The sequence below is a fragment of the Enterococcus sp. AZ163 genome, from assembly GCF_050498925.1.
GTDB classification, from domain to species: domain Bacteria; phylum Bacillota; class Bacilli; order Lactobacillales; family Enterococcaceae; genus Enterococcus_A; species Enterococcus_A ferrettii.
Map to the genome: position 1 here is coordinate 1,439,399 of NZ_JBIPAO010000001.1, position 24,801 is coordinate 1,464,199.

23 protein-coding genes are annotated in these 24,801 nt (G+C 39.2%); 17 read left to right on the forward strand and 6 right to left on the reverse strand.

Features of this window, described 5'->3' with window-relative positions:
- Nucleotides 1-22: 22 nt before the first annotated feature.
- Nucleotides 23-847 carry a DUF2877 domain-containing protein gene (locus IGI46_RS06920; protein WP_429973163.1) on the forward strand — a complete coding sequence of 275 codons (825 nt, stop codon included), beginning with the start codon at nucleotides 23-25 and terminating at the stop codon, nucleotides 845-847.
- A gap of 10 nt (nucleotides 848-857) precedes the next feature.
- Here the strand turns inward: IGI46_RS06920 and IGI46_RS06925 are convergent, their stop codons facing one another.
- Together IGI46_RS06925 and IGI46_RS06930 are read right to left on the reverse strand one after the other, a co-directional pair.
- Nucleotides 858-1,295 (reverse strand): acyl-CoA thioesterase, encoded by a 438-nt coding sequence (locus IGI46_RS06925; RefSeq protein WP_429962619.1) that lies wholly within the window; start codon nucleotides 1,293-1,295, stop codon nucleotides 858-860.
- Nucleotides 1,292-2,137 (reverse strand): NAD(P)H-hydrate dehydratase, encoded by an 846-nt coding sequence (locus IGI46_RS06930; RefSeq protein WP_429973164.1) that lies wholly within the window; start codon nucleotides 2,135-2,137, stop codon nucleotides 1,292-1,294. Before IGI46_RS06930 ends, IGI46_RS06925 begins: the two co-directional genes overlap by 4 nt.
- Before the next feature lie 139 nt (nucleotides 2,138-2,276).
- On the opposite strand from IGI46_RS06930, the gene pepV reads away from it, so the two are divergent.
- Entirely contained in the window at nucleotides 2,277-3,689 is a 1,413-nt protein-coding gene (gene pepV, locus IGI46_RS06935) for a dipeptidase PepV (protein WP_429973165.1), read from the forward strand.
- Between the two features lie 44 nt (nucleotides 3,690-3,733).
- On the opposite strand, the gene IGI46_RS06940 is transcribed toward pepV, so the two are convergent.
- Complete coding sequence (locus tag IGI46_RS06940) at nucleotides 3,734-4,066, reverse strand: hypothetical protein (RefSeq protein ID WP_207703810.1); 333 nt, start codon at nucleotides 4,064-4,066, stop codon at nucleotides 3,734-3,736.
- A gap of 137 nt (nucleotides 4,067-4,203) precedes the next feature.
- Between IGI46_RS06940 and IGI46_RS06945 the strand changes: the two genes are divergently transcribed.
- The 4 genes from IGI46_RS06945 to IGI46_RS06960 all read left to right on the forward strand — a co-directional run bounded on the left by IGI46_RS06945 (nucleotide 4,204) and on the right by IGI46_RS06960 (nucleotide 8,502).
- The gene (locus tag IGI46_RS06945; RefSeq protein ID WP_429962622.1) at nucleotides 4,204-4,530 is read left to right on the forward strand and encodes a thioredoxin family protein; all 327 of its coding nucleotides are present in this window, start codon (nucleotides 4,204-4,206) and stop codon (nucleotides 4,528-4,530) included.
- A gap of 12 nt (nucleotides 4,531-4,542) precedes the next feature.
- Nucleotides 4,543-5,004, forward strand: coding sequence for a universal stress protein (locus tag IGI46_RS06950; protein WP_429973952.1), 462 nt, complete (start codon nucleotides 4,543-4,545; stop codon nucleotides 5,002-5,004).
- Between the two features lie 105 nt (nucleotides 5,005-5,109).
- A complete protein-coding gene (ytpR, locus tag IGI46_RS06955) occupies nucleotides 5,110-5,721 on the forward strand; it encodes a YtpR family tRNA-binding protein (RefSeq protein WP_429962623.1) in 612 nt (203 codons plus the stop codon).
- 201 nt (nucleotides 5,722-5,922) lie between these two features.
- Nucleotides 5,923-8,502 carry a YfhO family protein gene (locus IGI46_RS06960; protein WP_429962624.1) on the forward strand — a complete coding sequence of 860 codons (2,580 nt, stop codon included), beginning with the start codon at nucleotides 5,923-5,925 and terminating at the stop codon, nucleotides 8,500-8,502.
- Between the two features lie 61 nt (nucleotides 8,503-8,563).
- On the opposite strand, the gene IGI46_RS06965 is transcribed toward IGI46_RS06960, so the two are convergent.
- Nucleotides 8,564-9,898 carry a S1C family serine protease gene (locus IGI46_RS06965; protein WP_429964937.1) on the reverse strand — a complete coding sequence of 445 codons (1,335 nt, stop codon included), beginning with the start codon at nucleotides 9,896-9,898 and terminating at the stop codon, nucleotides 8,564-8,566.
- A gap of 350 nt (nucleotides 9,899-10,248) precedes the next feature.
- Here IGI46_RS06965 and rlmH point away from each other — a divergent pair, with 350 nt between their 5' ends.
- Nucleotides 10,249-10,728, forward strand: a complete 480-nt coding sequence (gene rlmH, locus IGI46_RS06970; RefSeq protein WP_429962625.1) for a 23S rRNA (pseudouridine(1915)-N(3))-methyltransferase RlmH — start codon at nucleotides 10,249-10,251, stop codon at nucleotides 10,726-10,728.
- Between the two features lie 203 nt (nucleotides 10,729-10,931).
- Here rlmH and IGI46_RS06975 read toward each other — a convergent pair whose 3' ends face one another.
- Both IGI46_RS06975 and IGI46_RS06980 read right to left on the reverse strand, forming a co-directional pair.
- Nucleotides 10,932-11,870 carry an immunoglobulin-like domain-containing protein gene (locus IGI46_RS06975; protein WP_429962626.1) on the reverse strand — a complete coding sequence of 313 codons (939 nt, stop codon included), beginning with the start codon at nucleotides 11,868-11,870 and terminating at the stop codon, nucleotides 10,932-10,934.
- A 184-nt stretch (nucleotides 11,871-12,054) separates the two neighbouring features.
- A complete protein-coding gene (locus tag IGI46_RS06980; RefSeq protein WP_429973166.1) occupies nucleotides 12,055-13,536 on the reverse strand; it encodes a helix-turn-helix domain-containing protein in 1,482 nt (493 codons plus the stop codon).
- A 322-nt stretch (nucleotides 13,537-13,858) separates the two neighbouring features.
- Here IGI46_RS06980 and IGI46_RS06985 point away from each other — a divergent pair, with 322 nt between their 5' ends.
- The 10 genes from IGI46_RS06985 (at nucleotide 13,859) to IGI46_RS07030 (ending at nucleotide 24,652) form a co-directional block, all read left to right on the forward strand.
- On the forward strand, nucleotides 13,859-14,530 hold the full coding sequence (locus tag IGI46_RS06985; RefSeq protein WP_429962628.1) for a Fic family protein: 672 nt from the start codon (nucleotides 13,859-13,861) through the stop codon (nucleotides 14,528-14,530).
- A gap of 335 nt (nucleotides 14,531-14,865) precedes the next feature.
- Nucleotides 14,866-15,381, forward strand: coding sequence for a DUF1456 family protein (locus IGI46_RS06990; protein ID WP_429962629.1), 516 nt, complete (start codon nucleotides 14,866-14,868; stop codon nucleotides 15,379-15,381).
- Between the two features lie 143 nt (nucleotides 15,382-15,524).
- Nucleotides 15,525-16,133, forward strand: a complete 609-nt coding sequence (locus IGI46_RS06995) for a hypothetical protein (protein WP_429962630.1) — start codon at nucleotides 15,525-15,527, stop codon at nucleotides 16,131-16,133.
- Between the two features lie 297 nt (nucleotides 16,134-16,430).
- Nucleotides 16,431-17,192 carry a MurR/RpiR family transcriptional regulator gene (locus IGI46_RS07000; protein ID WP_429962631.1) on the forward strand — a complete coding sequence of 254 codons (762 nt, stop codon included), beginning with the start codon at nucleotides 16,431-16,433 and terminating at the stop codon, nucleotides 17,190-17,192.
- A gap of 156 nt (nucleotides 17,193-17,348) precedes the next feature.
- The gene (locus tag IGI46_RS07005) at nucleotides 17,349-18,554 is read left to right on the forward strand and encodes an enolase C-terminal domain-like protein (RefSeq protein WP_429962632.1); all 1,206 of its coding nucleotides are present in this window, start codon (nucleotides 17,349-17,351) and stop codon (nucleotides 18,552-18,554) included.
- A gap of 14 nt (nucleotides 18,555-18,568) precedes the next feature.
- Nucleotides 18,569-20,431, forward strand: coding sequence for a glucose PTS transporter subunit IIA (locus IGI46_RS07010; RefSeq protein ID WP_429973167.1), 1,863 nt, complete (start codon nucleotides 18,569-18,571; stop codon nucleotides 20,429-20,431).
- A 23-nt stretch (nucleotides 20,432-20,454) separates the two neighbouring features.
- On the forward strand, nucleotides 20,455-21,099 hold the full coding sequence (locus IGI46_RS07015) for a bifunctional 4-hydroxy-2-oxoglutarate aldolase/2-dehydro-3-deoxy-phosphogluconate aldolase (RefSeq protein WP_429962634.1): 645 nt from the start codon (nucleotides 20,455-20,457) through the stop codon (nucleotides 21,097-21,099).
- A gap of 3 nt (nucleotides 21,100-21,102) precedes the next feature.
- Nucleotides 21,103-22,101, forward strand: coding sequence for a PfkB family carbohydrate kinase (locus IGI46_RS07020; RefSeq protein ID WP_429962635.1), 999 nt, complete (start codon nucleotides 21,103-21,105; stop codon nucleotides 22,099-22,101).
- A gap of 464 nt (nucleotides 22,102-22,565) precedes the next feature.
- Nucleotides 22,566-23,894: a PcsB-like coiled-coil domain-containing protein gene (locus IGI46_RS07025; protein ID WP_429962636.1), complete on the forward strand. Its 1,329-nt coding sequence runs from the start codon at nucleotides 22,566-22,568 to the stop codon at nucleotides 23,892-23,894.
- Nucleotides 23,895-24,142: 248 nt separating this feature from the next.
- Nucleotides 24,143-24,652 carry a DinB family protein gene (locus IGI46_RS07030; protein ID WP_429962637.1) on the forward strand — a complete coding sequence of 170 codons (510 nt, stop codon included), beginning with the start codon at nucleotides 24,143-24,145 and terminating at the stop codon, nucleotides 24,650-24,652.
- The last annotated feature ends 149 nt before the right edge of the window (nucleotides 24,653-24,801 follow it).

Genomic DNA, 24,801 nt, shown 5'->3' on the forward strand with positions numbered 1-24,801 from the left:
TTGTAAAAAGGGGTACTGCAACGTGAAGAATACTTGTCAGATAAGTTCATATTTAGCAACCTTGGATTGCTTCGGCAAAATCGGACAGGTTCACAGCGTTTTCCAGCACTCCTTTAATTTGATTATTACTGAGCACCTGCTGCATGTCACCGATACTGAAGACTTTTTGTCCAGTTTCGGAATTCGTATTACAACAGAAAGCTTTGAGGCAGTAAAGCCTTTTTGTCGTCAAGGGAATGTCGTTAAATTAACCCCTGATTCAATGATTTTTTACAGTCATAAAGGAACGAAAAAAATCAAATTTAGCTCAGTGGACTCAGTTCCTTTAGAATTGTCTACAATTTTCTTTAATTCTACGGTACTTAGAACGATGATTGCTGAACTGGAAAACTTTCAGCTGCAACCTCAGCTGGGCTTAATTATTGAAGAAAAGGAATCGGCTTTTTTTGAGTTTCTGATGCGGCCTAATCCAGACAGTGAAGTTTGGAATCAGCTGACGACTTATTTCATTGGGCGCGGTCAAGGATTAACTCCTAGCGGCGATGATTTGCTGATGGGATATCTATTTGTATTAATCAGTTATCAATTGCCGGAAGCCAATCAGCTGATGACCGCTTTGGCTTCAAAAACTGATCGAACAACCATTGTCAGCCAGAATTATCTGGAGGCAATGATTGCTGGCTTTGCTAGTTCACCTTTTGTTGAGCTGCAGCAGAAAATGAATCAGGCGGCAAGTGAAGCAGTATTGGCTCAAGCGTTACAAAGGATTTTATCAATCGGGGAAACCTCAGGAAAAGACACGGCCTACGGTATTTTGCTGGGCTTAAATGCAGTAAAAAACAAATGAGGAAGCTTAATTAAGCTTCCTCATTTGTTTTGTAATACTCCATAAATAGTTGATGTAATGTGGGATGCTGACGTTTTAAGTGAACCAGTCGATTGGATTCACTGGACATAAAGCAATGCTCACTGGTTCCGAGGGTAGTGATCGTTTCCGTTGCTAGGTTAATGACTTGGTACTCAAAATTCAAACGAGTTCCGGTATATTTACTGATAATTGGATGGATTAGAACCTCGTCACCGAACCGAACCATCTCTTTGTAGGTGCTGCTAACTCCTAAAACTGGAACAATAATTCCTTCTCGTTCAATTCGTTCAAAGGGATAGCCAGCGAATTCCAGCAAATCGACACGAGCTTCCTCAAACCAGCGAATATAATTGGAATGGTGAATGATCCCCATTTTGTCGGTTTCGTAATAAAAAGGTTTGCGGGTGTAACCAGGATAAGATTTCATTCTTCTGTCCTTTCTTTTTGCGCGTAGTTTTTCATGTAGCGAGAGATTTCTTGGCTGATAGATGTAGGAATCACCACATAATGCTCCTGTGCAAGGTCATCCCCAATTTTACTATGGAGGTAGACAGCTGCTGCAATGCTTTCGCTGCTGCCACCAAACTGAGCAATAAATCCAGCTATCATTCCGGCCAAGGTATCCCCCGTTCCGCCAGTTGCCATGGCAGCATTTCCAACCGTATTATGCCAAATCTGATTACCATCGTAAATCTCTGTACGATGGCTTTTTAGTACGATAGTAGCCGCCAATTCTTTTTGCTTTTCTTGATTGTTCTCAGGTGTCTGCTTATCAATTTCTAGGCCGCTTAGCCGCTGCCATTCTTTTTGATGAGGAGTAAACACTACTTTTTCCGGATATTTCAAAGGCAGCTGATGACTGGCAAACAATGTAATCGCCGACCCATCAATAATCAGCCACTGATTTTCCTGTTGAAGGGATAAGATTTTTTTTAGAATCGATAAGACTGTGACACTTAGCCCCAATCCGGGACCGACCAAAATCACATTAACATTCTTTAGCAGCTCCACCAGCAGCTCCGTATCAGAAAAATCAACGACCATTGCTTCTGGCAGTCGAGCATGCAGGGGGGCATGGTTCTTTTCAGCTGTAACGACGGTTGTCAACCCAGCTCCAGTATTGATACAAGCTTCAGCGCTCATAATAATTGCGCCGCCGTATTGATTATTTCCACCGATTAAAACTGCCCGTCCAAAGGTTCCTTTATGAGAATTTTCTGGACGTTGAGTAATGACTTTTATCAAAATGTCTTCGGTCAGTTGGTTCACAGGGTTCACCCTCTTTATGCTTTTCTTCTTATTATAAAACAACATTTGTCATCTGTCTTGAATAGTCGGTTTATTTTGTTTTCATTTTGTAATTCAGAGTGCTATCATAAAAGTGGTAAAAACAAGGAGGATGAATGCAATGACCATTGATTGGAAAAAAGAAGTCGAAGCACGGAAAGACGACTTGTTAAACGATTTGAACGACTTGTTGCGGATTAACAGCGAACGTGACGACAGTCAAGCAACAAAGGAGGCTCCATTTGGACCAGGTCCTAAAGAAGCTTTGGAAAAAATGCTTACTATTGCAGAGCGTGACGGGTTTTCTACCAAAAATGTGGACAACTATGCGGGACACATTGATTTTGGCGAAGGGGACGAAACCTTAGGGATCTTCGGACACTTAGATGTTGTACCAGCTGGTGATGGCTGGGATACTGATCCCTATGAACCAGTTGTAAAAGACGGCAAATTATATGCCCGCGGATCAAGCGACGACAAGGGTCCAACCGTTGCGGCTTATTATGCAATGAAAATGATTAAGGAATTAGACCTGCCTGTTTCTAAAAAAATTCGTTTTGTCATCGGAACTGATGAAGAAAGCGGCTGGGCAGATATGGATTATTACTTTGAACATGAAGAAAAACCTGATTTTGGCTTCTCACCTGATGCTGAGTTCCCAATGATCAATGGAGAAAAAGGCAATGTCACCTTTGTTCCTCATTTTGACGGAACCAACGGTGTTGATTATGTATTAAGCAGCTTTAACGCCGGCCTGCGTGCCAATATGGTTCCTGGCAATGCCAAAGCAGTTATTCAAACACCCGATGAAGCAGCTGCCCAAACGTTAGCCAATGACTTTGCAGATTACGTAGAAAATAATCCAATCAGTGGTAATGCTGAAGTGAAGGGCAATGAAGTCTCTATCGATCTTGTTGGTAAAGCAGCACATGGTGCCAGCCCTCAATCAGGAATCAATGCTGGAACCTTCTTAGCAGTTTTCTTGAACAATTATGATTTTGATGGTGCTGCGAAAGCTTTTATTGATTATTCAGCTAATTACATTCATGAAGATGTTTATGGCAAAAACTTGGGTGTAGCTTATCAGGATGATGTTATGGGTGAATTAACTATGAATGCAGGTGTCTTCCAATTTGAAAACGGACAAGATGAAGACAACCAAATCGTCTTAAACTTCCGTTATCCAAAAGGCATTACTGCCGAAGAAATCGAAAGCACGTTAACTGATCTATTTGCCGACAACGCAAAGGTCTTGTTAGATGGTCATCACATGCTGCCTCATTATGTCCCAGGAGATGACGAGCTAGTTGCTACTTTGATGGATGTTTTTGAAGAGCATACCGGATTAAAGGGTGAAGAAAAAATCATCGGCGGAGGAACCTTTGGCCGTCTATTAGAACGCGGTGTTGCTTATGGTGCGCAATTCCCAGGTTATACCGACACCATGCACCAAGCCAATGAATTTATGCCAGTAGAAGATATCTTACGGGCAACAGCTATCTATGCTGATGCGATTTATCGCTTGGCAAAATAGTAAACAAAAAGGTTACGAAAATCCAAAAGATTTTCGTAACCTTTTTACATAGCTAAGCGATCAATAGTTAGGACTGCTCCGGTTTTGGCATCCGCCATAAATTCGTAAGCAACCAATTTTCCATCCTCAAGACGAGTGATGCCGCCCTCTACACCATTCATACGAATGGCAAATTTCCTTAAAGGTTTTGTCTCAAAAGAGATCCAGGAGCCTTCAATAGGACCTTCTTCTAGAAATGCTTTTTTGATGCGATTTAAAATTTCATCCGGGGATAAATTTTGTTTTTTCTGAAACCAGTAACTACCAGCAATTCCACCCACTAGTCCAAAAGTTGAACCAATTAGTAAGCCGCGGGAAAAATCTGTGTGTTTGCCCATGTGCATAAACCCTCCTGCCGTCTATTTCCCATCAATTTTAACATAGATTTGCTTAAAAGGTCTGTTTAATTGCCAAAATACTTTCTTTCGCAAAACAAAAAGAAACGTGTATAATTAAAGTAACAAAAGAAAAGGTCGTGACGCAAATGATTATTCCAAAAAATATTGAGGAACTAGCTAATTATGTAAAAAAAGGGAAAAATATCTTCTTCTTTACTGCCGATTGGTGCGGTGACTGCAGCTTTATCAAGCCGCAAATGCCGGAAATTGAAGCAGCTTTTCCTCAGTTTCAGTTCATTCAAGTCGATCGAGATGACTATTTGGATGTAGCCGCTGAATGGAATGTTTTTGGAATTCCTAGTTTTGTTGTGACTAATGACGGAGAAGAGTTAGGGCGTCTGGTAAATAAGAACCGTAAGACGAAAGAAGAGATCGTGGACTTTTTGGAAAAAGTGGAAGGGTAAGTGAAAGAAATGATTATACAAAATTATCAGCGCATCTTAGTAGGTACGGATGGTAGTGATCAAGCACTTGAGGCATTCAAGAACGCCCTGTCTGTTGCTAAACGTAATCAAGGGAAGGTTTATGTCGCACATGTCTTGGACAATCAAGCCTACAATATTATGGGCTATTCTTCGTTAAACGAAAACATCATTGATCAGCAAACCAATGATGCCAAACAGCTAATCACTGAGTATCGGAAGCTTGCCAAGTATTTCGGCTACGATGAAGTGGAAGGAATCTTGGCTTACGGATCGGCCAAAGAAGCGATGGCTCACAAGCTGCCAGAAAAATATGGCATTGATCTAATTATGGTTGGACAATCGGGGTTAAATGCGGTTGAACGGTTTATGACTGGTAGTGTAGCAAGCTATGTCATTAAGGAAGCACCTTGTGATGTACTTATCGTTCATCCAAGTAAAGAAGCTGGTGAATAGCCAGCTTTTCTTTTGCATCAAAGTAGTTTTATTAAATGAAAAATCTCTCATGAACTTTTTTGCTTTTTTTGTTAAGATACCAGAGGATTAAAGGGAGGTCACAGCATGATTTTTGCTTATAATAAGGAAACAATCGGCGATACACTACTAGTGATCGTTGCCAATGATGAAAACAAAGAAAATCAAACTGAGCGTAAAGCAAATGTTGCGCGTATTCAAACCAACGAAGGACAAACTGTTGCTTGGAATTTCTTCAACGTCTCCGAATATTTGACGATTGAAGGCAAGGGTCAGGTAACTTTGAATGATGAAGAAATTGGTGTATTGAATAAACAAATGGAAATGGCTGGTTTTGAAGAACGCTTAGCATCAGACGATGAACCGAAAATCGTAGTAGGCTACGTGAGGACCTGTGTCGATCATCCTGATTCAGACCATTTGCATATCACTGAAACAGAAGTAGATAACGGAAAAGTACTGCAAATTGTCTGCGGTGCCAGCAATATTGCGGCTGGACAAAAAGTGGTAGTTGCTAAACCAGGTGCTATGATGCCTGATGGTTTAATGATCTGGCCTGGCAAATTACGGGGCGTGGAAAGCTATGGCATGATTTGTTCAGCTAAAGAATTGCATCTGCCGAATGCCTCAGAGAAAAAAGGAATCTTGGTTCTTAATGAAGATGCCGTAGTGGGCGAAGCTTTTCAAGTAGGAAAATAAGCAATAGCTAAACGAAGAACCCCTTCGTTTGGCTATTTTTTTGCTGAAAATCATAAAAAACCGTGTTTTTTTGAAAAATATCCTACTAATTGTTTGTTAAATCGGTCTTAAGACTTTTGACAGAAATTCAGATAATGGCTATCCTTGATTAGAATAAAGAAAATTTCTGAAAAAATGAAATTTTGTATCAAGGAGGTTGAAATGACCAGACAGAAATTTTTGCGCGGACTAGGGAGTTTTCTAGTGCCGTTTGTTATCATGCTGTTGATTTGGCACTCACTGGCGATTGCTCCTTTTGGTGATAACAATTTATTAGTGAGTGACATCGGAACTCAGTACTTGGAGTTCATGAGTCTGTTTAAGCGATTCTTTGATGAAGGAGTCAGTCTGTATTCCTTCTCAAACGGTATTGGTGGTTCAATCGAGGCCTTGAGCGGCTATTATTTAATCAGTCCTTATAATTTGATTTGTCTGTTCTTTCAAGATAAAAACCTGCCGATTGCATTAATCTGGATCATTACTGCCAAAATCGCTACGATGGGAAGTACTATGTATTACTATTTGGCTCGCCACTTCGGTAAGCCTAGCTTTACAACAATCATCTTTTCAACGTCCTACAGCTTATGCGGCTTTGTGGTGGCTTACAGCTTAAATTTTATGTGGCTGGATGCGCTGATCTTACTGCCGCTAGTGACCTTTGGCTTAGAAAAACTATGGCGGAAGGAAACCGGAGCACTGTATGGGCTCTCGCTGTTTGCGACGATCGTAACTAATTATTATTTAGGCTACATGGTTTGCTTATATGCTGTTATTTACAGCGTATATCTTTACTGGCTGGGTCATCCGGAAAAAGGTGCTTGGAAATTAAAGACCCTCTGGCGCGAGTGGCAGAAGTTTTTTGTCGTTTCTTTTTTAGCGGGGATTGCTACCAGCTTTATTTTACTTCCATCATTAGTGGGAATGCTGCGGACTGCGAAAACCAATTTTGATCCGCTAAGCTTTGCTCCAACTCCTCGGTTCGCTTTGTCAGCTTTTGGAGAACTGGGAATAGGTACCTATGAGTTCGAGGATCGCCTACAGCATCTGCCGACGATGTACTCAGGTATCTTAATGGTTTTATTGTTTATCACCTACTTCTTTTGTAAACAGATTGATAAACGTGAAAAAAAGGGTACCTTCTTCTTGATGTTGGCCTTGTTTTTGTCCTTTATTGTCCAACTGATTAATACAGTCTGGCACATGTTTCAAAGTCCGGCCGGATTTCCTTACCGTAATGTGTTCATTTTCAGTTTGTTGATGATTCGCTTTGCTTATGCGGCTTGGTTGAAACTGGATAAGGAGCAAGTGACTCAGACTTTGGTCAAGGCTGCAGGTGTATTTACTATCTTGCTTTTACTGGCACCAGTAAGTGTAAATTTTGAACGATCACTGAGTGAACGCTGGTTTATTAAAAATGAACTGATAGGAAATACGGCTTATCTTTGGTATAGCTTGCTGCTAATTTGGTTGTACGTATTTTTACTTATTGTGATGAAGCGGAAAAACTATCACTGGTTAATTGGCATTATCGCTTGTGTGACCTTTTTCGAGCTAGGCTTTAATTATCAGCAATCTCTAAGAGCGGTTCCCTTTGGCAGTCAAAGCAAGTTCGCCGATTTTTACGACAATCAAAGTGAGCTGATTGAGGGGCTGAACTCTTCGCCGACACTCTGGCGAATCAATGAAAAGACGGATCAAAAAAATGATGGCTTTTCGATTGCCTACAACAGCTACAATGACTCCTTTTTGTATAATTTTGCTGATATTTCTAGTTATACGTCTACTTTGGAAAAGGATGTTTTGGATACCTTAGTCAATTTGGGAATTTATTCGCGGAATGTCCGACGCTTTACTTATGTAGATGAAAATCCAGTATTGAATTTATTGTTGAATATTCGCTATTCTATTAAGCCGCAGGATATAGATGATCGGGAGGCTATTAAGCAATCCCATAATCTCTATGTGTACGAGAATACTGAAGCATTAGGAATGGGGTTGCTGTTGGAGGACAGCCAAGTAAAATTGCAGCCTAACAAGGTAATCGAAAACCAGGAAAGTATTTTGCAGGCACTGAAGAAACAGGAGAAGCACTATTTCCAACCAGCTAAAATGACTCTAGGAACGACACCTAATACCTTTACCTTAGAGACCACTGAGAACGGTAAGCTTTTCATGTATTTGCCTAAGGTTTATTGGAAGAATGTAGATGAGCTGTTAGTCAATGGCAAAAAACACCAAACGGCAATTGGGATTCAAACCAATCAGTTGTTCAACTTAGGCGATTTTGAAGCTGGTGAGCAGGTTACGGTTGAGTTGAAAGGTAAGAAAGACTTTAACTTTAAACAGGCAGAAATCGCTACGTTGGATGAAACAAACTTTGATCAACTGTTGAATGATAAGTATGAATTTGCATTTGATTTAAAAGGACAACGAGACGATCAGCTGCGAGGCACGTTAAACGCTGAGGAAGACAATCAGACAGTGTACTTGTCGATTCCTTACGATGATGCCTGGAAGGTTTATATTGATAATCAGCAAGTAGAGACTAATAAAGTTTTCGGCAGTTTTTTGTCAGTTAATGTTCCTAAAAAGGGAAGCCATCAGATTCGACTTGTCTACAGGCCGACAGCACCTGTTGTTGGAGGCATCGTATCCATTGTTGTAATGATTGGTGTAATTGGTTATTATGTTGTCTACAAACCACTGATAAAACGCAAAGGAGCAGAGAAATCGACCAAGTAATTGGGGATTTCTCTGCTTCTTTTGCATATGGGAAAGGACGATCTCGCGACCGCCCTTTTAGTTATTCACCTTGTTGATTTTGTTGGTTAGTTGCTTGTTTTTGCAATGCGCTAGAATCTAGTGACAGTTCAACTTTAGTTGTATGCTCTTTATCTTCGCGATAGTAGGTAATTTCAACTGTGTCGCCAACCTTATGTTTGTACAAAGCTGATTGCAGTTCAACACCAGTAGAAACATTTTCACCATCGATTTTGGTAATCACATCATATTGCTTCAAGCCGGCTTTCTCAGCTGGGGTAGCTCCTTGAACAGATGCAACAACCACACCTTGAGTCACAGAGCTAGGCACCTTCACGATTTGTTCTTGCTGTTGACTAGTTAAGTCCGACAGGTTATGCATAGTAATTCCTAAAGCAGGTCGGGTTACTTTTCCATCAGTTTCCAGTTGATTGATGACATTCACCACATCATTACTTGGGATTGCAAAACCTATCCCTTCAACACTTACATTAGATTCAGTTTGAACAATTTTACTAGAGTTAATACCGATAACTTGTCCGGCAATGTTTACTAGTGGACCACCGGAGTTCCCAGGGTTGATTGCAGCATCTGTTTGAATGGCATTAATATTCACAGATTGACCTTCACTCGTTTGGCTGACTACTTGACGACCCAGTGAAGAAATGATGCCTGCAGTCACGGAGTTTGCATATTGAGAACCTAATGGAGAACCTAGAGCAATCGCTGGTTCTCCAGCCTTCAAGCTGTCAGAATCCCCAAAAGTAGCAGGTGTAATGTCCGCAACCTTGTCCGACTCAATCTTTAAAACAGCCAAGTCGGTATAAGTATCGGTTCCGACTAGTTCAGCTTTTACCTTGGAACCATCTTTTAGCAATACTTCCAACCCATTTTGACCTTCAACAACATGATTATTGGTTACTACGTATGCTGTGTTTCCTTCACGTTTATAAATGACACCAGAGCCTTCAGAAGCCTCTACTAAATTGCCGTCACTGTCGCTTTCACTTTGGCTATCCTGGGATTCTTCGCCACTGTTTCCGCTATTACCGCCGCCAAAAATATCTGACCAGCCGCCTAAACCATTTTGCTGCTGTTGCTGTTGTTTTTGCAAGTTAACCACGGAGACTACTGCGCCTTGAACTTTTTCAACAGCGCCAGTAATGTCTGAATTTGCGTCAACCTTCATGTTGCTGACCTGAGTACTGCCAGCACTTGGCGAGCCGCTGACATTGTCACCAGAACCAGCACTAGTTGCTGCATAGTAAATCCCAAATATCAAGCCTGCCCCAACCAAACCGCCTAATAGGCCAATACCAAAACGTTTAAAGAAACCATTAGATTTTTTTGGAGTAGGGGTCATATCATTTCTATCCATCATTTTTATTCCTCCACCTTTACTTAAATATACGTTATATTGAGTATAGTATTTTTATCTAAGGTTAGTCTACTATGGTGTTTTGACTTTTTTATGAAGAAGTTAGGTAATTATTTTTTATAACATGAAAAAATTTAGAACACTTTTCCACAATTCTAGTGGAAAAGTCTGGGAAAACTATGTTAAAAAGCAATATATAGTTATCCACAGTTGTGTGGATAACGGGGATAAGTCTGGGGAAAACATATGTTTGCAAAGAACATTCGTGTCAAAACAGGCTTTTTATCCACTAGTTTTGTGGATAAACCTGTGATTAGTGTGGATAAAAAAGTGGAAAAGAGGAAAATAAAATGAATATTAAAATCATAACTGTGGGAAAGCTCAAAGAGAAGTACTTAATTCAAGGGATTGCTGAGTATGTCAAACGTTTGTCGAAATACGCAAAAATAACGATTTTAGAGGTACCTGATGAAAAAGCTCCCGAAAAATTAAGCGAAGCCGAGATGGAGCAGGTCAAACAAAAAGAAGGCGAACGGATTCTATCCAAGATCAAAGAAGGCGAATACGTTTATGCACTAGCTATAGAAGGTAAAAATCCCACCAGCGAAGATTTTGCAGCCCAACTGGATCGGCTGCAGGTTTCTGGCAACAGTCAATTCGTCTTTGTTATCGGTGGATCATTAGGTCTAAGTCCAGAAGTCATGAAGCGCAGCAATGCTCAAATATCCTTTGGGAAGATGACCTATCCTCATCAGCTGATGCGGTTGATTTTGGTGGAGCAGATTTATCGAGCGTTTCGGATAAATACGAATAGTCCATATCATAAGTAACTGAAACAGTATCCTCCGATCAAGAGGCTGCCATAATGAAGCATCCATTTAACTATTTTTCTATGTATACATTCTTACACTAAACAAAAAGAGGTTGAATCAATAAAAATAGGATCACTGAACAAAATGAACCCTGTAAACTTGTACACGTTTTTTCTGCGTACTATTTACAGGGTTCATTTTATTGATCTGTAGAATTGTTTTTAGCTTGCTAAAACGATTCGATTCACTGAATCAGTGATGCAGGTTTGAAGAGAGATGCGTTCTCCCCCAGCATCAATTACTCTACCCCAAATATCGTCGTTTGGGTCATGGACATTAATTCCGTCATCATAGACATCAAGTACTTCATAAACTGTGTAGGTACGGGTGTTGCCTTGCCCATCAACTACGGTAATTGGTGTGCCCACTGTGATGTTCATTACTGGTGCAAAGTCACCAGGATTATGCCCAATGAAGTGGGTAGGTGCGCCATCATTGACCATTCCTGTCCCTGTCCATGTACCGGCGCCGCTGCTAGGAGCTGCACTAGCGCCATTACAATTGATGAAGGGAATGGTACTACCTAAAAAGCTGATAGTAGAATTTTGTTGGATCATGACTGGTTCAGCTTCAGGAACGGGTGCTGTATTCTCTTCGACCAAGGCAGGTTGATTTTCTGAAAGAGTATTATCCGCAACTGGTTCTACAGTTTCAGAAACGTCCGGATTATTTTCAGCAACTGGAGTATCTGCTTCAACGGATTTTGGTTGATCAGAAACAGCAGGCTCAACAGTTGAAGGGGCTTCTTTGTCTGGAACAATTGTGACTGTTCGTTTTTTAGAAGTTTTATTGCCGCTGCTGTCTGCTACAGAGTAAATCAATTCATATTTTCCAACCGTATCCTTCTTTAAGTCACTGTTTAGCTTTATTTTTTCTGTTAGATTTCCATCTACGTTATCAAAAGATTGTACATTTTCCATTGGATCAAAATTTTTTGCTTCGCTCAATGTCAACGTGCAGTCTGCGATATGCTCGATTTTAGGGGGCATCGTGTCTTTTGCACTTGCATTAGAATGATCATCTTGCTTTGCGAATCCTAGAAAAGTCAGTGGTAACAATAAACCAATAGAAAAAATCATTGCTTTTTTTAATGCAGTCATTGTAAACACTCCCTTTAATAAAATAGATTTATTTCTTTTTTCGAGAGTAGTATACAATTTCTTTTCCAGGATATTTTCTATCTTATTTCATGGATTTTCACAAAAGATGAAAAAATAAAGAAAACAGCTGTAGCCCTAGTGCCAGAATGGCTTTTCTAAGGTACAGCTGTCTTCTTTTGAGGTATTATTCAGTTTTCCAGTTATAAACATAGGATAAAATATTTTTGGTATCCTCTAAAATCGAGTTTCGTGAGATTGCAAAGAAGGTGAGTGAATCGGGAATCGTGAAATCGTATTTTAGCGATCGCTCGCATATAACGATACTTGGCCAGTCTTTGACATAAATTGGTAATTCATCTAAGGAATAATACATAGTGCTATCAATAACATTATAGTCCAAGTTCAACCAACGTTTTAAGTTCTCCCGGTAAATAGTATGGGATAGTTCATCTTCTGCAATAAAGAAAAAAACAAATTTTGGGGTTCTTTTTTGCATCAAACTCACGGTTACTTGAGAGCAGAACTTTTCAAGTGTGGTCTGATTGAATATGACTTCTGTTTCTAAATGGAAGTGTTTCTGCCAAGATTCTAAGACTTGCTTGATTCTTTCTGCTAACTGTAATTGCTGGTCACTTAGATAAAAATGCTTTTCAACAGAAAAAGCTTGGGTTTCCTGCCATAAAGAATAGATAAAATTCATAAAGGGTTTTTCAAATAGAATATGGTTGAACAAATCAGCAGAAAATTCATCTTCAAAATTTTTAAGCAATTGTCGAACCATAAAGTTTTTATCGATCATCAATTCTCTTTCCCTCTGATAGTTCATTTCCACAATTAAGTAATTACTCGTGTTTAAAGGGATCGTTTTATAAATCGAAGCCAGATATTGAATTTCAGTTTCTGGTAATTTTTCTTTCGTTAAAATCAAGTCATTAACATCCATCAGTTGTTGAAAAGTCGGTGTATTTTTCAAATAGGTAATGGCTTCTTCTTCATAAATTAAAGAAAAATCTTTAAAGCGACTGAGCGACAAGTAGGTATTCAGCAGCAAAAATTGATATTCTCTTTTGTTTTTTTCGTAGCCATTGGCAAACTTGAATAAGACTTGATCAACAAAAACAGTAGCAGTTTTATACTTATCTGAAACAATCAGCCTATCCAATACATCGCATCGCATCCAAACAGAAATAAGGACTAAACGATAGCGAATTTCATTATTAATGAAGGCACCATTTTCGTCCATGATCTCTGCTGCCTTGAAATAGTTTTCTACCTGTTTCTTTATTGTGAAAGCTTTAGCAACTGAAATAAATTCTGCTTCTACTAGAGTCAGATAATCGGATTCACCAAGCAAATAATACGCACATGTTTTTAAAAAATACGAATCTTGGTAGATCATTTTAATTAATTCATAACGCGTAAAGGAGCTATTAAAAATAATGGAAATCGTTGTACTGGTGATTTCAGAAAACTCGATTTGCTCCTCTAATATTAAGACGACTTTATCAAAGTCTCGTTTCACTGTATTCGTTGTCACTTGTAGTCGCTTGGCAACCTCACGCAAGGTCAGCTTTTCTAACTCATAAAGGTATTCGATCAACTTGACTTGTCGAATAACATCCTTTTCAATAAATGCTTCAATCACCGTACTACCTCCACTCCTCATCACTACATTTATTATAGTCTGACCACCTGCAAAAATCACGAACATTCCCGATTTTTGTCACTAGCTATAGTAATAAGAAATCTGATGCTATCGAGAAAAGTCATGACTATCATTGGTTTATGATAGGGAGAGGGATACTGAGTAATGCGGTTTTTGAAAGTATTATTTGCGATATGTGGGTTCGTAATATAAGTAAGTATTTTTTTGAGGACATTTGAACATTAGATGCTAGTGTCAGTGTAGATATAAAAGCTACAAGTGTTTTGAGTAGCTCGATTAAGGTATAATAAAATAGTGTAAGCACGAGTGGGGAGGAAAAGACATGGATGTTTCTCAAGATTATTTAGATGATGTGCTTGTCCGAATGGCGTATCATTCCAGTGGAATAGAAGGCAACACAATAAGTTTGCCACAGACAGTCTCTATCATTTTAGAAGGAACGCTTCCCAGCAGCGGTAAAAGCATTCGTGAATTTTATGAAATTGAAAATCATAAGCAAGCCTTTGATTATTTGATCGGATTGTTAGCTGAAAATCAGTCATTAGATATAGCAGAAATCAAGCAATTTCATTTTCTGCTAACAGATCGTCTGCAGCATGATAAGGGTCAGTTTAAAACGCAGCAAAATGCGATCCGTGGAGCGGAATTCAAAACGGCTGTGCCGGAGGAAATGCCATTACTAATGAGTCAATGGGCTGACAATACAAACTACCGTCTAGATTTATTAACTGATGAACAAGAAATTTTGGAAGTATTAGCAGATACTCATATTCAGTTTGAACGAATCCATCCTTTTTCTGATGGAAATGGGCGAACCGGACGCCTACTATTGATGTACCTGAGTATGAAATATTTAGGAGTGCCGATTGTTATCAGAAAAGAATGGCGAGGTCAATATATGGAATATCTAGGAGAACAGGATAGTGAATCCTTGGCAAAATTATTTAGGGAATCAATGGTATTTGAACGTGAACGAATGACTGAATTCCCATAGTTAAGCTTAGTAATAGCAATGACTTTTTGCTTTGAATGAATAAAGGCGTTTAGAAATTACACCTCATGTACAGGAATGTTTCCTACATATGTGTAATTCTAAATGTCTTTTTCGTGAAGCTGTTAGCAACAAGTCCCCATTGTCTCGATCCTTATTTACAATAATTCCTGTATGAACAGAAAGGTACTACATAGTCTGGATAGTCTGGAGTATCTTGCTAAATTTCCATTTGCCTCACTAAAGCAATTGATTGTAAGGTATACTACAACAGGTATGATGAATGAAATCTATACTCGAGATTTTCAATTAGAAAAACGAAAACAAGGAGATATTAAATGAACAATAATGACAGATTGTTACGTTTAAGATATGCAATTGATATTAAGGATGCTGATCTTATCGAAGCTTTTGAGCTAGGTGGAATCACGATTACTAAGGACGATATGCATAAGATGTTGACTAAAGTGAAGCCTGCTTCACGTGAGGAAGACAATGTGTATTTGAAGCCTATAGACAATCAAGAATTAGATGCCTTTTTGAATGGTTTCATCATTCTTAAACGCGGTCCGCAAAAAGATAAACCTGTGGAAGAAGTACAGCCTCAAAACAAGGAGATCAAATATATCAATAATATTCTTCTGAAAAAGCTGAAGATTGCACTATTCCTGACTAGTGATGACATGTTGGCCATTCTTGCTGAGGCAAAAGTCTATCCTTCAAAGGGGGAGCTTGGGGCTATTTTACGAAAAGAAGGACATCGCAACTTCAAACCTTGTGGAGATAAGTATGCGCGTAATTTCTTAAAAGGATTAGGTTTGGTTTATCGGAGCGAGGAAAATCGAGAGAAGTGATCAACGCTTGCTTTATAATCTAAAAAGTTCACGCCCCTTGATATTTATAAACTCAGAATGTATGCAAAATGCCATCAATATGCATTGTCTGATGGATTTTTGAGTAAGATAAATGAGGTTTGGGCTTTAAATTAGGAGATAATATGGGATGGAAATTTGACTATAAAAAACAAAAGCTTCGCGGGTGGAAAAGACGGTTAAAGGATGTAGATTATTGGATAATGGACAATGAAGTTTTAGACTTAGATGAGTTGGAACAAAAATCTATCTACTACGCAAAGCTGTGGAGCTGTCCATTTTGTTCCCTTAGAAAGTACACGTTACCTAATTGGTATAAACGTTTGATCGTTCATGCATTAATTGATGTTTATCTTTCTTGGAAGAAAAGGTTGGAAGAACTTGATGAACCTTATTACTTAAAGATATGGATATTCAAAAATGACTTCATGCAATCACAGGTTGTAGCAAGTTATCGCGAATCATTGCATAACTATGATACGCTCTTTTCAGAGGTTGAATCTAGTGCTGCCTTACCTGCAGAGCTAAAAATTGAAGCATCTACCCAGTTAACTTGGGACGAAGGAATATTTCTAACGCAATGGTCTAAGCAAGAAATGTTTGAAGATGTAAAGAATAAACTATGGTCCTTAAAAGATGTAAATAAAATTATAAATTCAGCCTATTTAATAGAAGAAAATTCAGAAGATACAATTTATCAGATCATTGATGATGTTGTCTGGTTGAGTGAATAGAGAACTTAAAATGATAAGACGAACAAGTTCTCGATTGAATTGAATAGTTGAGTACGAAAATTAGCCAATCAATGTCGTTGTTGAGTGGTTTTTTTCGGTTTCGGTGTGGATACGCTGCCTTTGTACTAAAAATGATACAAGTCCAAAATCAACAGCTAAAACTAATAATTTCCACAAAGAGGTGGTTAAAAATTTAAATAATACTGACACATCAATTCTCTCAACACAAAACCATATCGCTAAGCCTTTTATTATGTTGTACAATGAAGAAAATACGGCTTAACGGGGTGGAAAGCAGTGTCTAATAAAGTAGAAGAGCTAGTAAGTAAGTACTTTTTCGAGCTTAATGATAATGATTTGGCTATCTGGAAATATATTTCTAATCATAAAAAAGAAGCATCAGAATCAACGTTAATTGATTTGGCAAAAAAATGTAATTATTCAAAATCGAGTATTCATCGATTTGCACAGAAGATATCATTTAATGGTTTTTCAGAACTAAAATATGCTTTGAAATTGGAGTTAGAGGCAGAGGAATTGGAAGGAAACTTAATTGATCGTTATGTATCAATTATTTCTAATTCAATGAATGAATTAAAGTATCGTGATTTTACAACGGTATTCCAGCTTATTCAAAATAGTAAAAAGGTGTTTATTTATGGTACTGGAACCTTACAGAGAGCGGTTGCCCAGGAAATGCGTCGGGTTTTTCTAGCAGGAGATGAACATTTCTACGTAGTTGAAGGAGTGGACGAGATTGGCTCTTTGACGGATACTTTAACTACGGAGGATTTAGTTTTTATTATTTCGCTAAAAGGAAGATCTGACAATGCCCATTCATTTGCTAAAGATTTGAAGGTAAAGGGGGTTCCGTTTGTTGTCATTACCAGCTTTTCTGAGAATCAGATTGCTCACTTCAGCAATGAAAATATTTTTGTGAACTTAGACCAAGTACCAATTGGTAAAGGAAAAAAGTACAGTGTACTTGATCCATATTTTATTTTAGTCAGTATTTTATTTCTACGCTATATAGAGTATAAACAAGAGGCAACTCCCTGATTGGGGAGTTTTTTTATTTGGTAAGCTGGGAAAAATTCCAGTTTTTGGGAAAAGAATCTATCGCTGAATCATTTACATAAGCTGTCAGGATCTATAGGCGCAGAAAAAAGAATCGATTATACTTGAGTCAAATTTAGGAAAGAGGTCTTATTATTTATGAAAGCGTTAGTAATTAAGGACATCAAAGTCATTGCAACAGCTCCGGAAGGAATTAACTTAGTAGCTGTCAAAGTAATAACGAATGATCCAAGTATTTACGGAGTAGGTTGTGCCACATTTACGCAACGATATGAAGTAGTAGTAACAGCTATTGAAAAGTATTTAAAACCCTTTTTGATAGGAAAAGATCCGCAGCGCATCGAAGACATTTGGCGAACAGCTTCGGTAAGCAGTTATTGGAGAAATGGACCTGTACTGAACAATGCATTGTCTGGTATTGATATGGCGTTATGGGATATTAAAGGGAAATTAGCTAATATGCCTCTTTATCAATTGTTTGGTGGAAAAGTTCGTGATGCAGTTCCAGCGTATATTCATGCAGATGCACAGAGTGTCAGTGATGCCGTTGAACTGGTACAGACGAGAGTAGATCAAGGATGGAGACAAATTCGAGTACAGATTGGCGGCTACGGGGGCAATAATCAAGCCATGCATCTGCCAAATGAAAGCACTCCAGGAGTCTATTACGATCCAGATGTTTACATGAAGACGATGATTGAAGGGTTTGAAAAATTACGAGAAAAATTTGGTGATTCCATCAAGCTTTGTCACGATGTTCATGAACGGTTAACACCGAGTGACGCAGTGAAATTTGCCAATCAATTAGAAAAATTTGATCTACTCTTCCTAGAGGATGCATTGCCACCCGAGCAGGTTCAATGGTTTGAGCATTTGAGAGCACATACGAACATTCCTTTGGCGATGGGGGAATTATTCAACAATCCGCATGAGTGGATGGATCTTATTCAAAATCGTACGATTGACTATTTGAGACTTCATCTTAGTCAAGTAGGTGGAATTACCCCAACAAGGAAAATTATTGCACTGGCAGATGCCTATGGCGTTAGAACAGCTTGGCATGGGCCTGGCGACATGACTGGAATTGGACATGCAGTGAATACACATTTGAGTATCACATCAACGAATTTTGGCATTCAAGAATGGAGCTGCAGTATCAAGGAAAACACCTATAAAGTATTTCCAGGTACCCCAGTTGCCAAGGATGGGTATATTTATTTGAATGATCAGCCAGGAATTGGTGTTGATATTGATGAAGAGGCTGCGGCAGCCTTTCCAACGCATGACCGTATGGCGGAATGGACGTTGTGTCGTTTACCTGATGGTTCTGCTGGAAGACCTTAAAGGAGGAATTGAAAATGAATCAAAGTAAAGATATAGCAGTAGCAAATGCAATCATTGAGGCGATTGGTGGGAAAGAAAATATTCGAGCAGTTGGGCATTGTTCGTCTCGCTTACGTCTTACTTTAAATGATAAAGCAAAAGTCGATGAAGCAACTATTGAGACTATTGATGGAGTTAAGGGTCAATTTTTTGCAGGAGAGCAGTATCAAATTATTCTAGGAACAGGTTTTGTGGATCGGGTATATAACATAGTAGTCGGAAGTTCGAGTGATGAGTTGAATACTGATATTAAGGGTGACCTCTATGAAGGAATGTCTCTACCTAAAAAAGTATCTAGAATCTTAGGTGACATTTTTATTCCAGTCATTCCGGTGTTAGTAGCTACCGGGTTGTTTAGTGGATTTATTAACTGTATTAATGCTTTTGGGGTTGAGATGAATCCTAACGTGTTGACAATCGCAACAATTTTAATGAAAACGGCCTTTACCTTTTTGCCAGTTCTAATTGCTTGGGCCGGGATGAAGCAATTTGGAGGTAGTCCAGTATTAGGGATTGTTTTGGGATTAATGTTGGTAAATCCATTACTGCCCAACCCTAGCGATGTGGCAAAAGGAGTAGCGGATGCTATCACATTCAGCTTTTTCGGGATAGATTTGAATGTAGTTGGTTATCAAGGCTCAGTTCTGCCTGCATTGATGGTGGCGATTATTGCTGCCAAAACTGAAAAGTTCTTAAAGAAGAGAGTCCCTGATGTTCTGGATTTGATCGTAACTCCCTTTACAACAATTTTGGTTGCAGGATTACTAGGTCTGATTATCATTGGTCCTATTTGTCAGTATATTGAGTTGCTCGTTTTAGGTGCAGCCAAAGCAGTGATTGGTTTGCCGTTTGGCTTGGGTGGACTAATTATCGGCGGCACACAGCAGGCAATTGTTGTCACGGGGATGCACCATATTTTCTTAGCACTGGAAACAGATCTATTGGCCAACACGGGTTTTAATCCCTTTAATGCGATGATTACCGGGGGAATCATTGCGCAGGCAACAGTAGCATTGGTAACGGGCTGGAAAGTTCGAGATAAAAAGAAACGGGGCTTCTTAATGTCTGCTTCTTTACCGGCATTTTTAGGAATCACGGAACCAGCGATTTTTGGAGTGAATTTAAAGTTTGGCAAACCATTTCTTTTTGCCTTGACTGGTGGAGCAGCTGCTGGTTGGATCGCCGGATTATTGCATGCAAAAAGTACCGGAATGGGCGTCGCGGCAATTCCTGGTCTAGTGACTTATTTATATAGTGCTACTGGAATTAGAGACTATTTCATCATTCATTTAACTGGGATGCTGGTAGCAGGAGGGTTAGTTTACTTCTTCTTTGATCCTAATGAGGCAATGGAGCAGGAAGAACAAAAAAGGAAGACTGAAAAATCAGAAAAAATTGAGAAGATTTATAATCCTGTTCAAGGAAATGTAACTAGTATTACTGAGGTGAATGATGCAGTCTTTGCGAAGAAAATGATGGGTGAAGGATTTGCAATTAAACCTGAGAATGGCGAAGTTTACTCACCACTCGATGGAACCATTTCTTCTATTTTTCCAACTAAACATGCGGTAATTGTAAAAGCTGAAAATGGTGAAGAAGCATTGATTCATATGGGAATTGACACGGTCGAATTACAAGGTGAAGGTTATGAGATATTAGTAGAAGAAGGCCAGAAGGTTAACAAGGACACACTTTTGGCAAAAATTGATCTATCTATTCTTGAGAAAAATAATAAAGATAATTCGATAATCGTGGTCTTTCCCGAAATGGATGCAGCACGTTTGAAGGTTGACTATGGTCCACAAATGAATGGAAATGAAATTGGTAGTATTGTTTGAAAGCCAGAAGAGGATGTTGAGAAATGAAACGAGTAGAAGTACTAAAGAAACTTGAAAAAGCTGGTGTGATTGCTGTTGTGCGGGGAACTACAAAGGAACAAGGAAAGAAAACTTGCCAGTCGCTCATTCAAGGAGGAGTGAAAGGAATCGAGATCACCTTTACTTTACCTAATGCGGCTGAAGTGATCACAGAATTAAACCGAGAAAATACTGATTGTGAAGTGGTAATTGGTGCAGGTACAGTGCTGGATTCTGTGACGGCACGGTTAGCGATTTTGGCTGGGGCTGAATTTGTCGTGAGTCCTACATTTGATCAAGCAACTGCAGAGTTATGCAATCTGTACCAAGTACCCTATCTCCCAGGCTGTATGACAATGAGTGAAATAATAATTGCACTAAAGGCTGGAGCAGATATCATAAAACTGTTTCCAGGATCTGCTTATGGGCCTTCAATTATCTCTGCCTTCAAGGCACCGGTGCCCCAAGTCAATATCATGCCAACTGGAGGAGTTTCACTGGAAAATATGCATGAGTGGTTCGAAGCTGGGGCTATAACTGTCGGTGTCGGAGGAAATCTTTTAAAACCTGCTGAGACCGAGGATTATGAAGGGGTTACTCATGCGGCCAAAGCGTACATGGCTGAATTTGAAAAGATCAAGGGAGCATAAATCATGCCTAAAATTCTAACAATGGGAGAGATCATGCTGCGATTGTCTACCCTTGACAATCAACGCTTAAGTGAGAGTAATCAGCTAGCTGTTCATTTTGGCGGTGCCGAAGCCAATACGGCGATCTCTTTAGCCAATTTCGGTCATCAAGTGAAATTTGCCAGCAAAGTTCCCGATCATGCCTTAGGAACAGGAGCCAAGCAGCATTTACTAAAGTATGGTGTGGATATCACGAATTTATTAGTTGGTGGTGACCGATTAGGCATTTATTACTTGGAAACAGGTGCGGGCTTACGTTCTTCTTCTGTAATTTATGATCGAGATTACTCCAGCTTTGCTAAAATGACTGAGCTGGAATGGGACCTAGATGAGCTGTTCCATAATGTAGATCTTTTTCATCTTTCGGGTATTACGCCAGCGATTTCTCCACAGTGGGAAAAGTGGATAGTCTATTTACTAAAGGAAGCGAAGAAAAGGCAGATTATGGTTAGCTTAGACATTAATTATCGAGGAAAGCTGTGGTCTGTAAATGCGTGTAGTCGCTATATTCAAACAATTGCTAAATATGTTGATTGGTGTTCAGCAGGACGTTTAGACGCGTTCAACTTTTTTAAGATTCCTGAGAAGTCTGGGGAGGATTTGTCCTATTACTATAGCAAAATGAGAGGAATGTATCCCAACATTAAGGTTTTCTACTCAACAACTCGCGAAGTATTGACTACCAATCATCATCGATTGCAGGGAAATCTTTTTATGAACAATGCTTTCTATCAATCTGAAGTTATTGATATGTCAAATATTGTCGACCGGGTTGGCGGTGGCGATGCCTTTACGGCTGGAATCATACATTGCTTGAGGACCGAAATGTCTCCGCAAAGAACGATTGATTTTGCTACTTATGCCTCTGCCTTGAAACATTCAGTTGAAGGCGACTGTAATCAGTTTAGTGCTGAAGAAGTTGAACAGTACTTGAACAAAACAAGAGGAGATGTGGAACGGTAAGCTAATTGATTTAATGCTGAAAAGGTAGACGAGTTTCATTCGTGTACCTTTTCAGCATGCCAAAGACAAAAGGACAAATTTTCCTTGGTATTCAAGGTACTATGGAATAAAATAAACTATAAAGTTCAGCGAATTCTCGTTGAACTTTTTTCGCGCTTATAAAGCCTAAATTAGGCTGCTGGAAGCAAATAATCAATACGTTTAAAGTCAATCTGACGCTTACGAATCAGGAACTAAGCAGTTTTTCTGCTAGATTAGAATAGTTAAAAATAACAAGGAGTTTTGAAGACTTGAATTCCTTGCACTTACTTACCTATATGGTTGAGGCAATATAAAAAAACTGGATTGAAATATTTTTGTAATATTCTATTCATATGTGTGATATATCACTATGGTAGAATTGCTTCTGACCTTAAAGAATTTATAACTTACATATTAAGTAAAGTAACCGGAGGAATTATTTAGTGAAGAAGACTTTATTATCAGCAGTATTGGTATGTACATTAGCTTTATCAGCGGTGCCAAACATTGCTTTAGCCGATAACTATGATCAACAAATTCAAGAAAAAGATCAAAAAATTAGTGAGTTGCAAGGAAAACAATCATCTGTTCAAACGCAGATCAATGAAATGACTGCTGAAATTGAAACAGTAAGCGGACAAGTAAAAGACTTAGAAGCAAAACAAGAAAAATTAAACGAAGATACAATGAAATTACAAGATAAAATTGCGACCTTGAAGGTTCGTATTGCTAAACGTGAAGCGTTGATTGAAAGCCAAGCGCGTGATGCACAAGTAAATGGTCAAGCAACTAATTATGTGAATGCAGTATTGGATGCTGATTCTTTATCTGATGTTGTTGGTCGTGTTCAAGCGATGAATACCATGGTTAAAGCGAACAAAACTTTAATGGAGCAACAAAAAGAAGATAAACTAGAGGTTGAGAAGCAAGTCAAAGCCAATGAAGAAAAAGTGGCTGAGCTTGTTGAAAACCAAAAAGAATTAGAAACGCAAAAAAATGCAATTGCCAACAAACAAGCAGATTTAAATGTTGTGAAAGCCAACTATGCTGCTGAGCAAGCAACTGCTGAACAAGATAAGTCTAAATTAAAAGCACAACAAGAAGCTGCCAAAGCTGAACAAGCACGTATTTTGAAAGAGCAGCAAGACGCTGAAAAAGCGCGTCAAGCAGAAGAAAAACGCCAAGCGGAAGAAGCAGCGAAAGCTCAAAAAGCATTTGAAGCCTCTCAAGCGAAGGCAGCTAAAGAACAAGCAGCAACTGCAGAATCTTCTACAGCTGCTACTGAAACTAGCTCTAGTTCAACAGCTCAAGCACAAACAAGTACTGAGCCAAAAGCAGAAACAACAACAAATTCTTCTGTAGCTGAGACTCCAGTAGTATCAACTCCAACAACTAGCACTGGTGGAAGAGTTGACCACACTGGATCAGGCAATGCTTACTCACCAGGTCAATGTACTTGGTATGTTAAATCAGTCGCTCCATGGGCTGGAACTTATTGGGGCAATGGTTGTCAATGGGGAGCTTCAGCAGCGGCTGACGGTTTCCAAGTAGATGGCTCTCCTACAGCAGGTTCAATCGTGGTCTTTGCTCAAGGACAATCTGTTGGAACATGGAATGCAGATGGTGCTTACGGTCACGTAGCTTACGTTCAATCGTATGATGCTGGCAGCAATACTATTACAATTACTCAAGGCGGCATGGGCTTCCCAACACCAATGGGACCAAACACAGCAACCTTAAGTGCTTCAGGATTAACTTACATCCACCCATAAATAAATCATTTAAGAGCTTCCGAATTTCGGAAGCTTTTTTGTTTGGGTTGTCGGACCAGCAGTGAAAAAAAGAGTGATTAGCCTAATTTGCCTTAATTTTTAAGGAGAAAATGGGAACTAATCTTGAAATCTGAGGTGGACGATTTTGTTCTAATCGTTGCGACGGAAAATTTGCTGATAAGTAACCGCTGTAGTAAAGTGACTAGTAGACAGGAGTGTCTACTTTGTTTTGACTAGGAGGACTATAAATGGATTTTACAAAATTGTCGATTGATACCTTGAAGCGTGCACAGGAACGACTGGAGGATACCTTGAGTCAGATGAGTATCGAGGAAGCCAATACGATGCCAGCGCCATTGATCAAATCAGTTACTTGGCTAATTTGGCACACTGCCCGTGAGCTGGACTTTCAGATTTCAGGTCTGAATAATACGGAACCGCTATGGCTGTCAGCCGGGTGGAGTGAAAAGTTTGCTTTGGATTTGCCTGACGATACAGAAGAATGGCACCATACTCCCGAGGAAGCAGAGAAGGTTGTGGTGAGTAATAAAGATATCTTGCTGGACTATTTGTCTGCTAGTGTCGATTTTACAATTTCTTACTTAAAAGAGCTCAAAGAAGAAAGTTTAGATGATATTGTTGATGCCAGCTGGACGCCACCGGTAACGAGAGAGGTTCGAGTTGTTTCAGCAATTGATGACGCTGTGATGCATTCAGGACAAGCGGTGTACACAAGAAGATTAGTCATTGGCAAATAAATTTATAAATGGAGACCAATCATTGGAGCTGGTGATTGGTCTTTTTAGAATTGAAGGTATGTTACTGTAAACGCACTAATTTCTTAAGTAAAAGAGTCATTTTGCTTAAAAATCAAAGGTCTGTCACTAAAAAAAACCTATGGACAGTC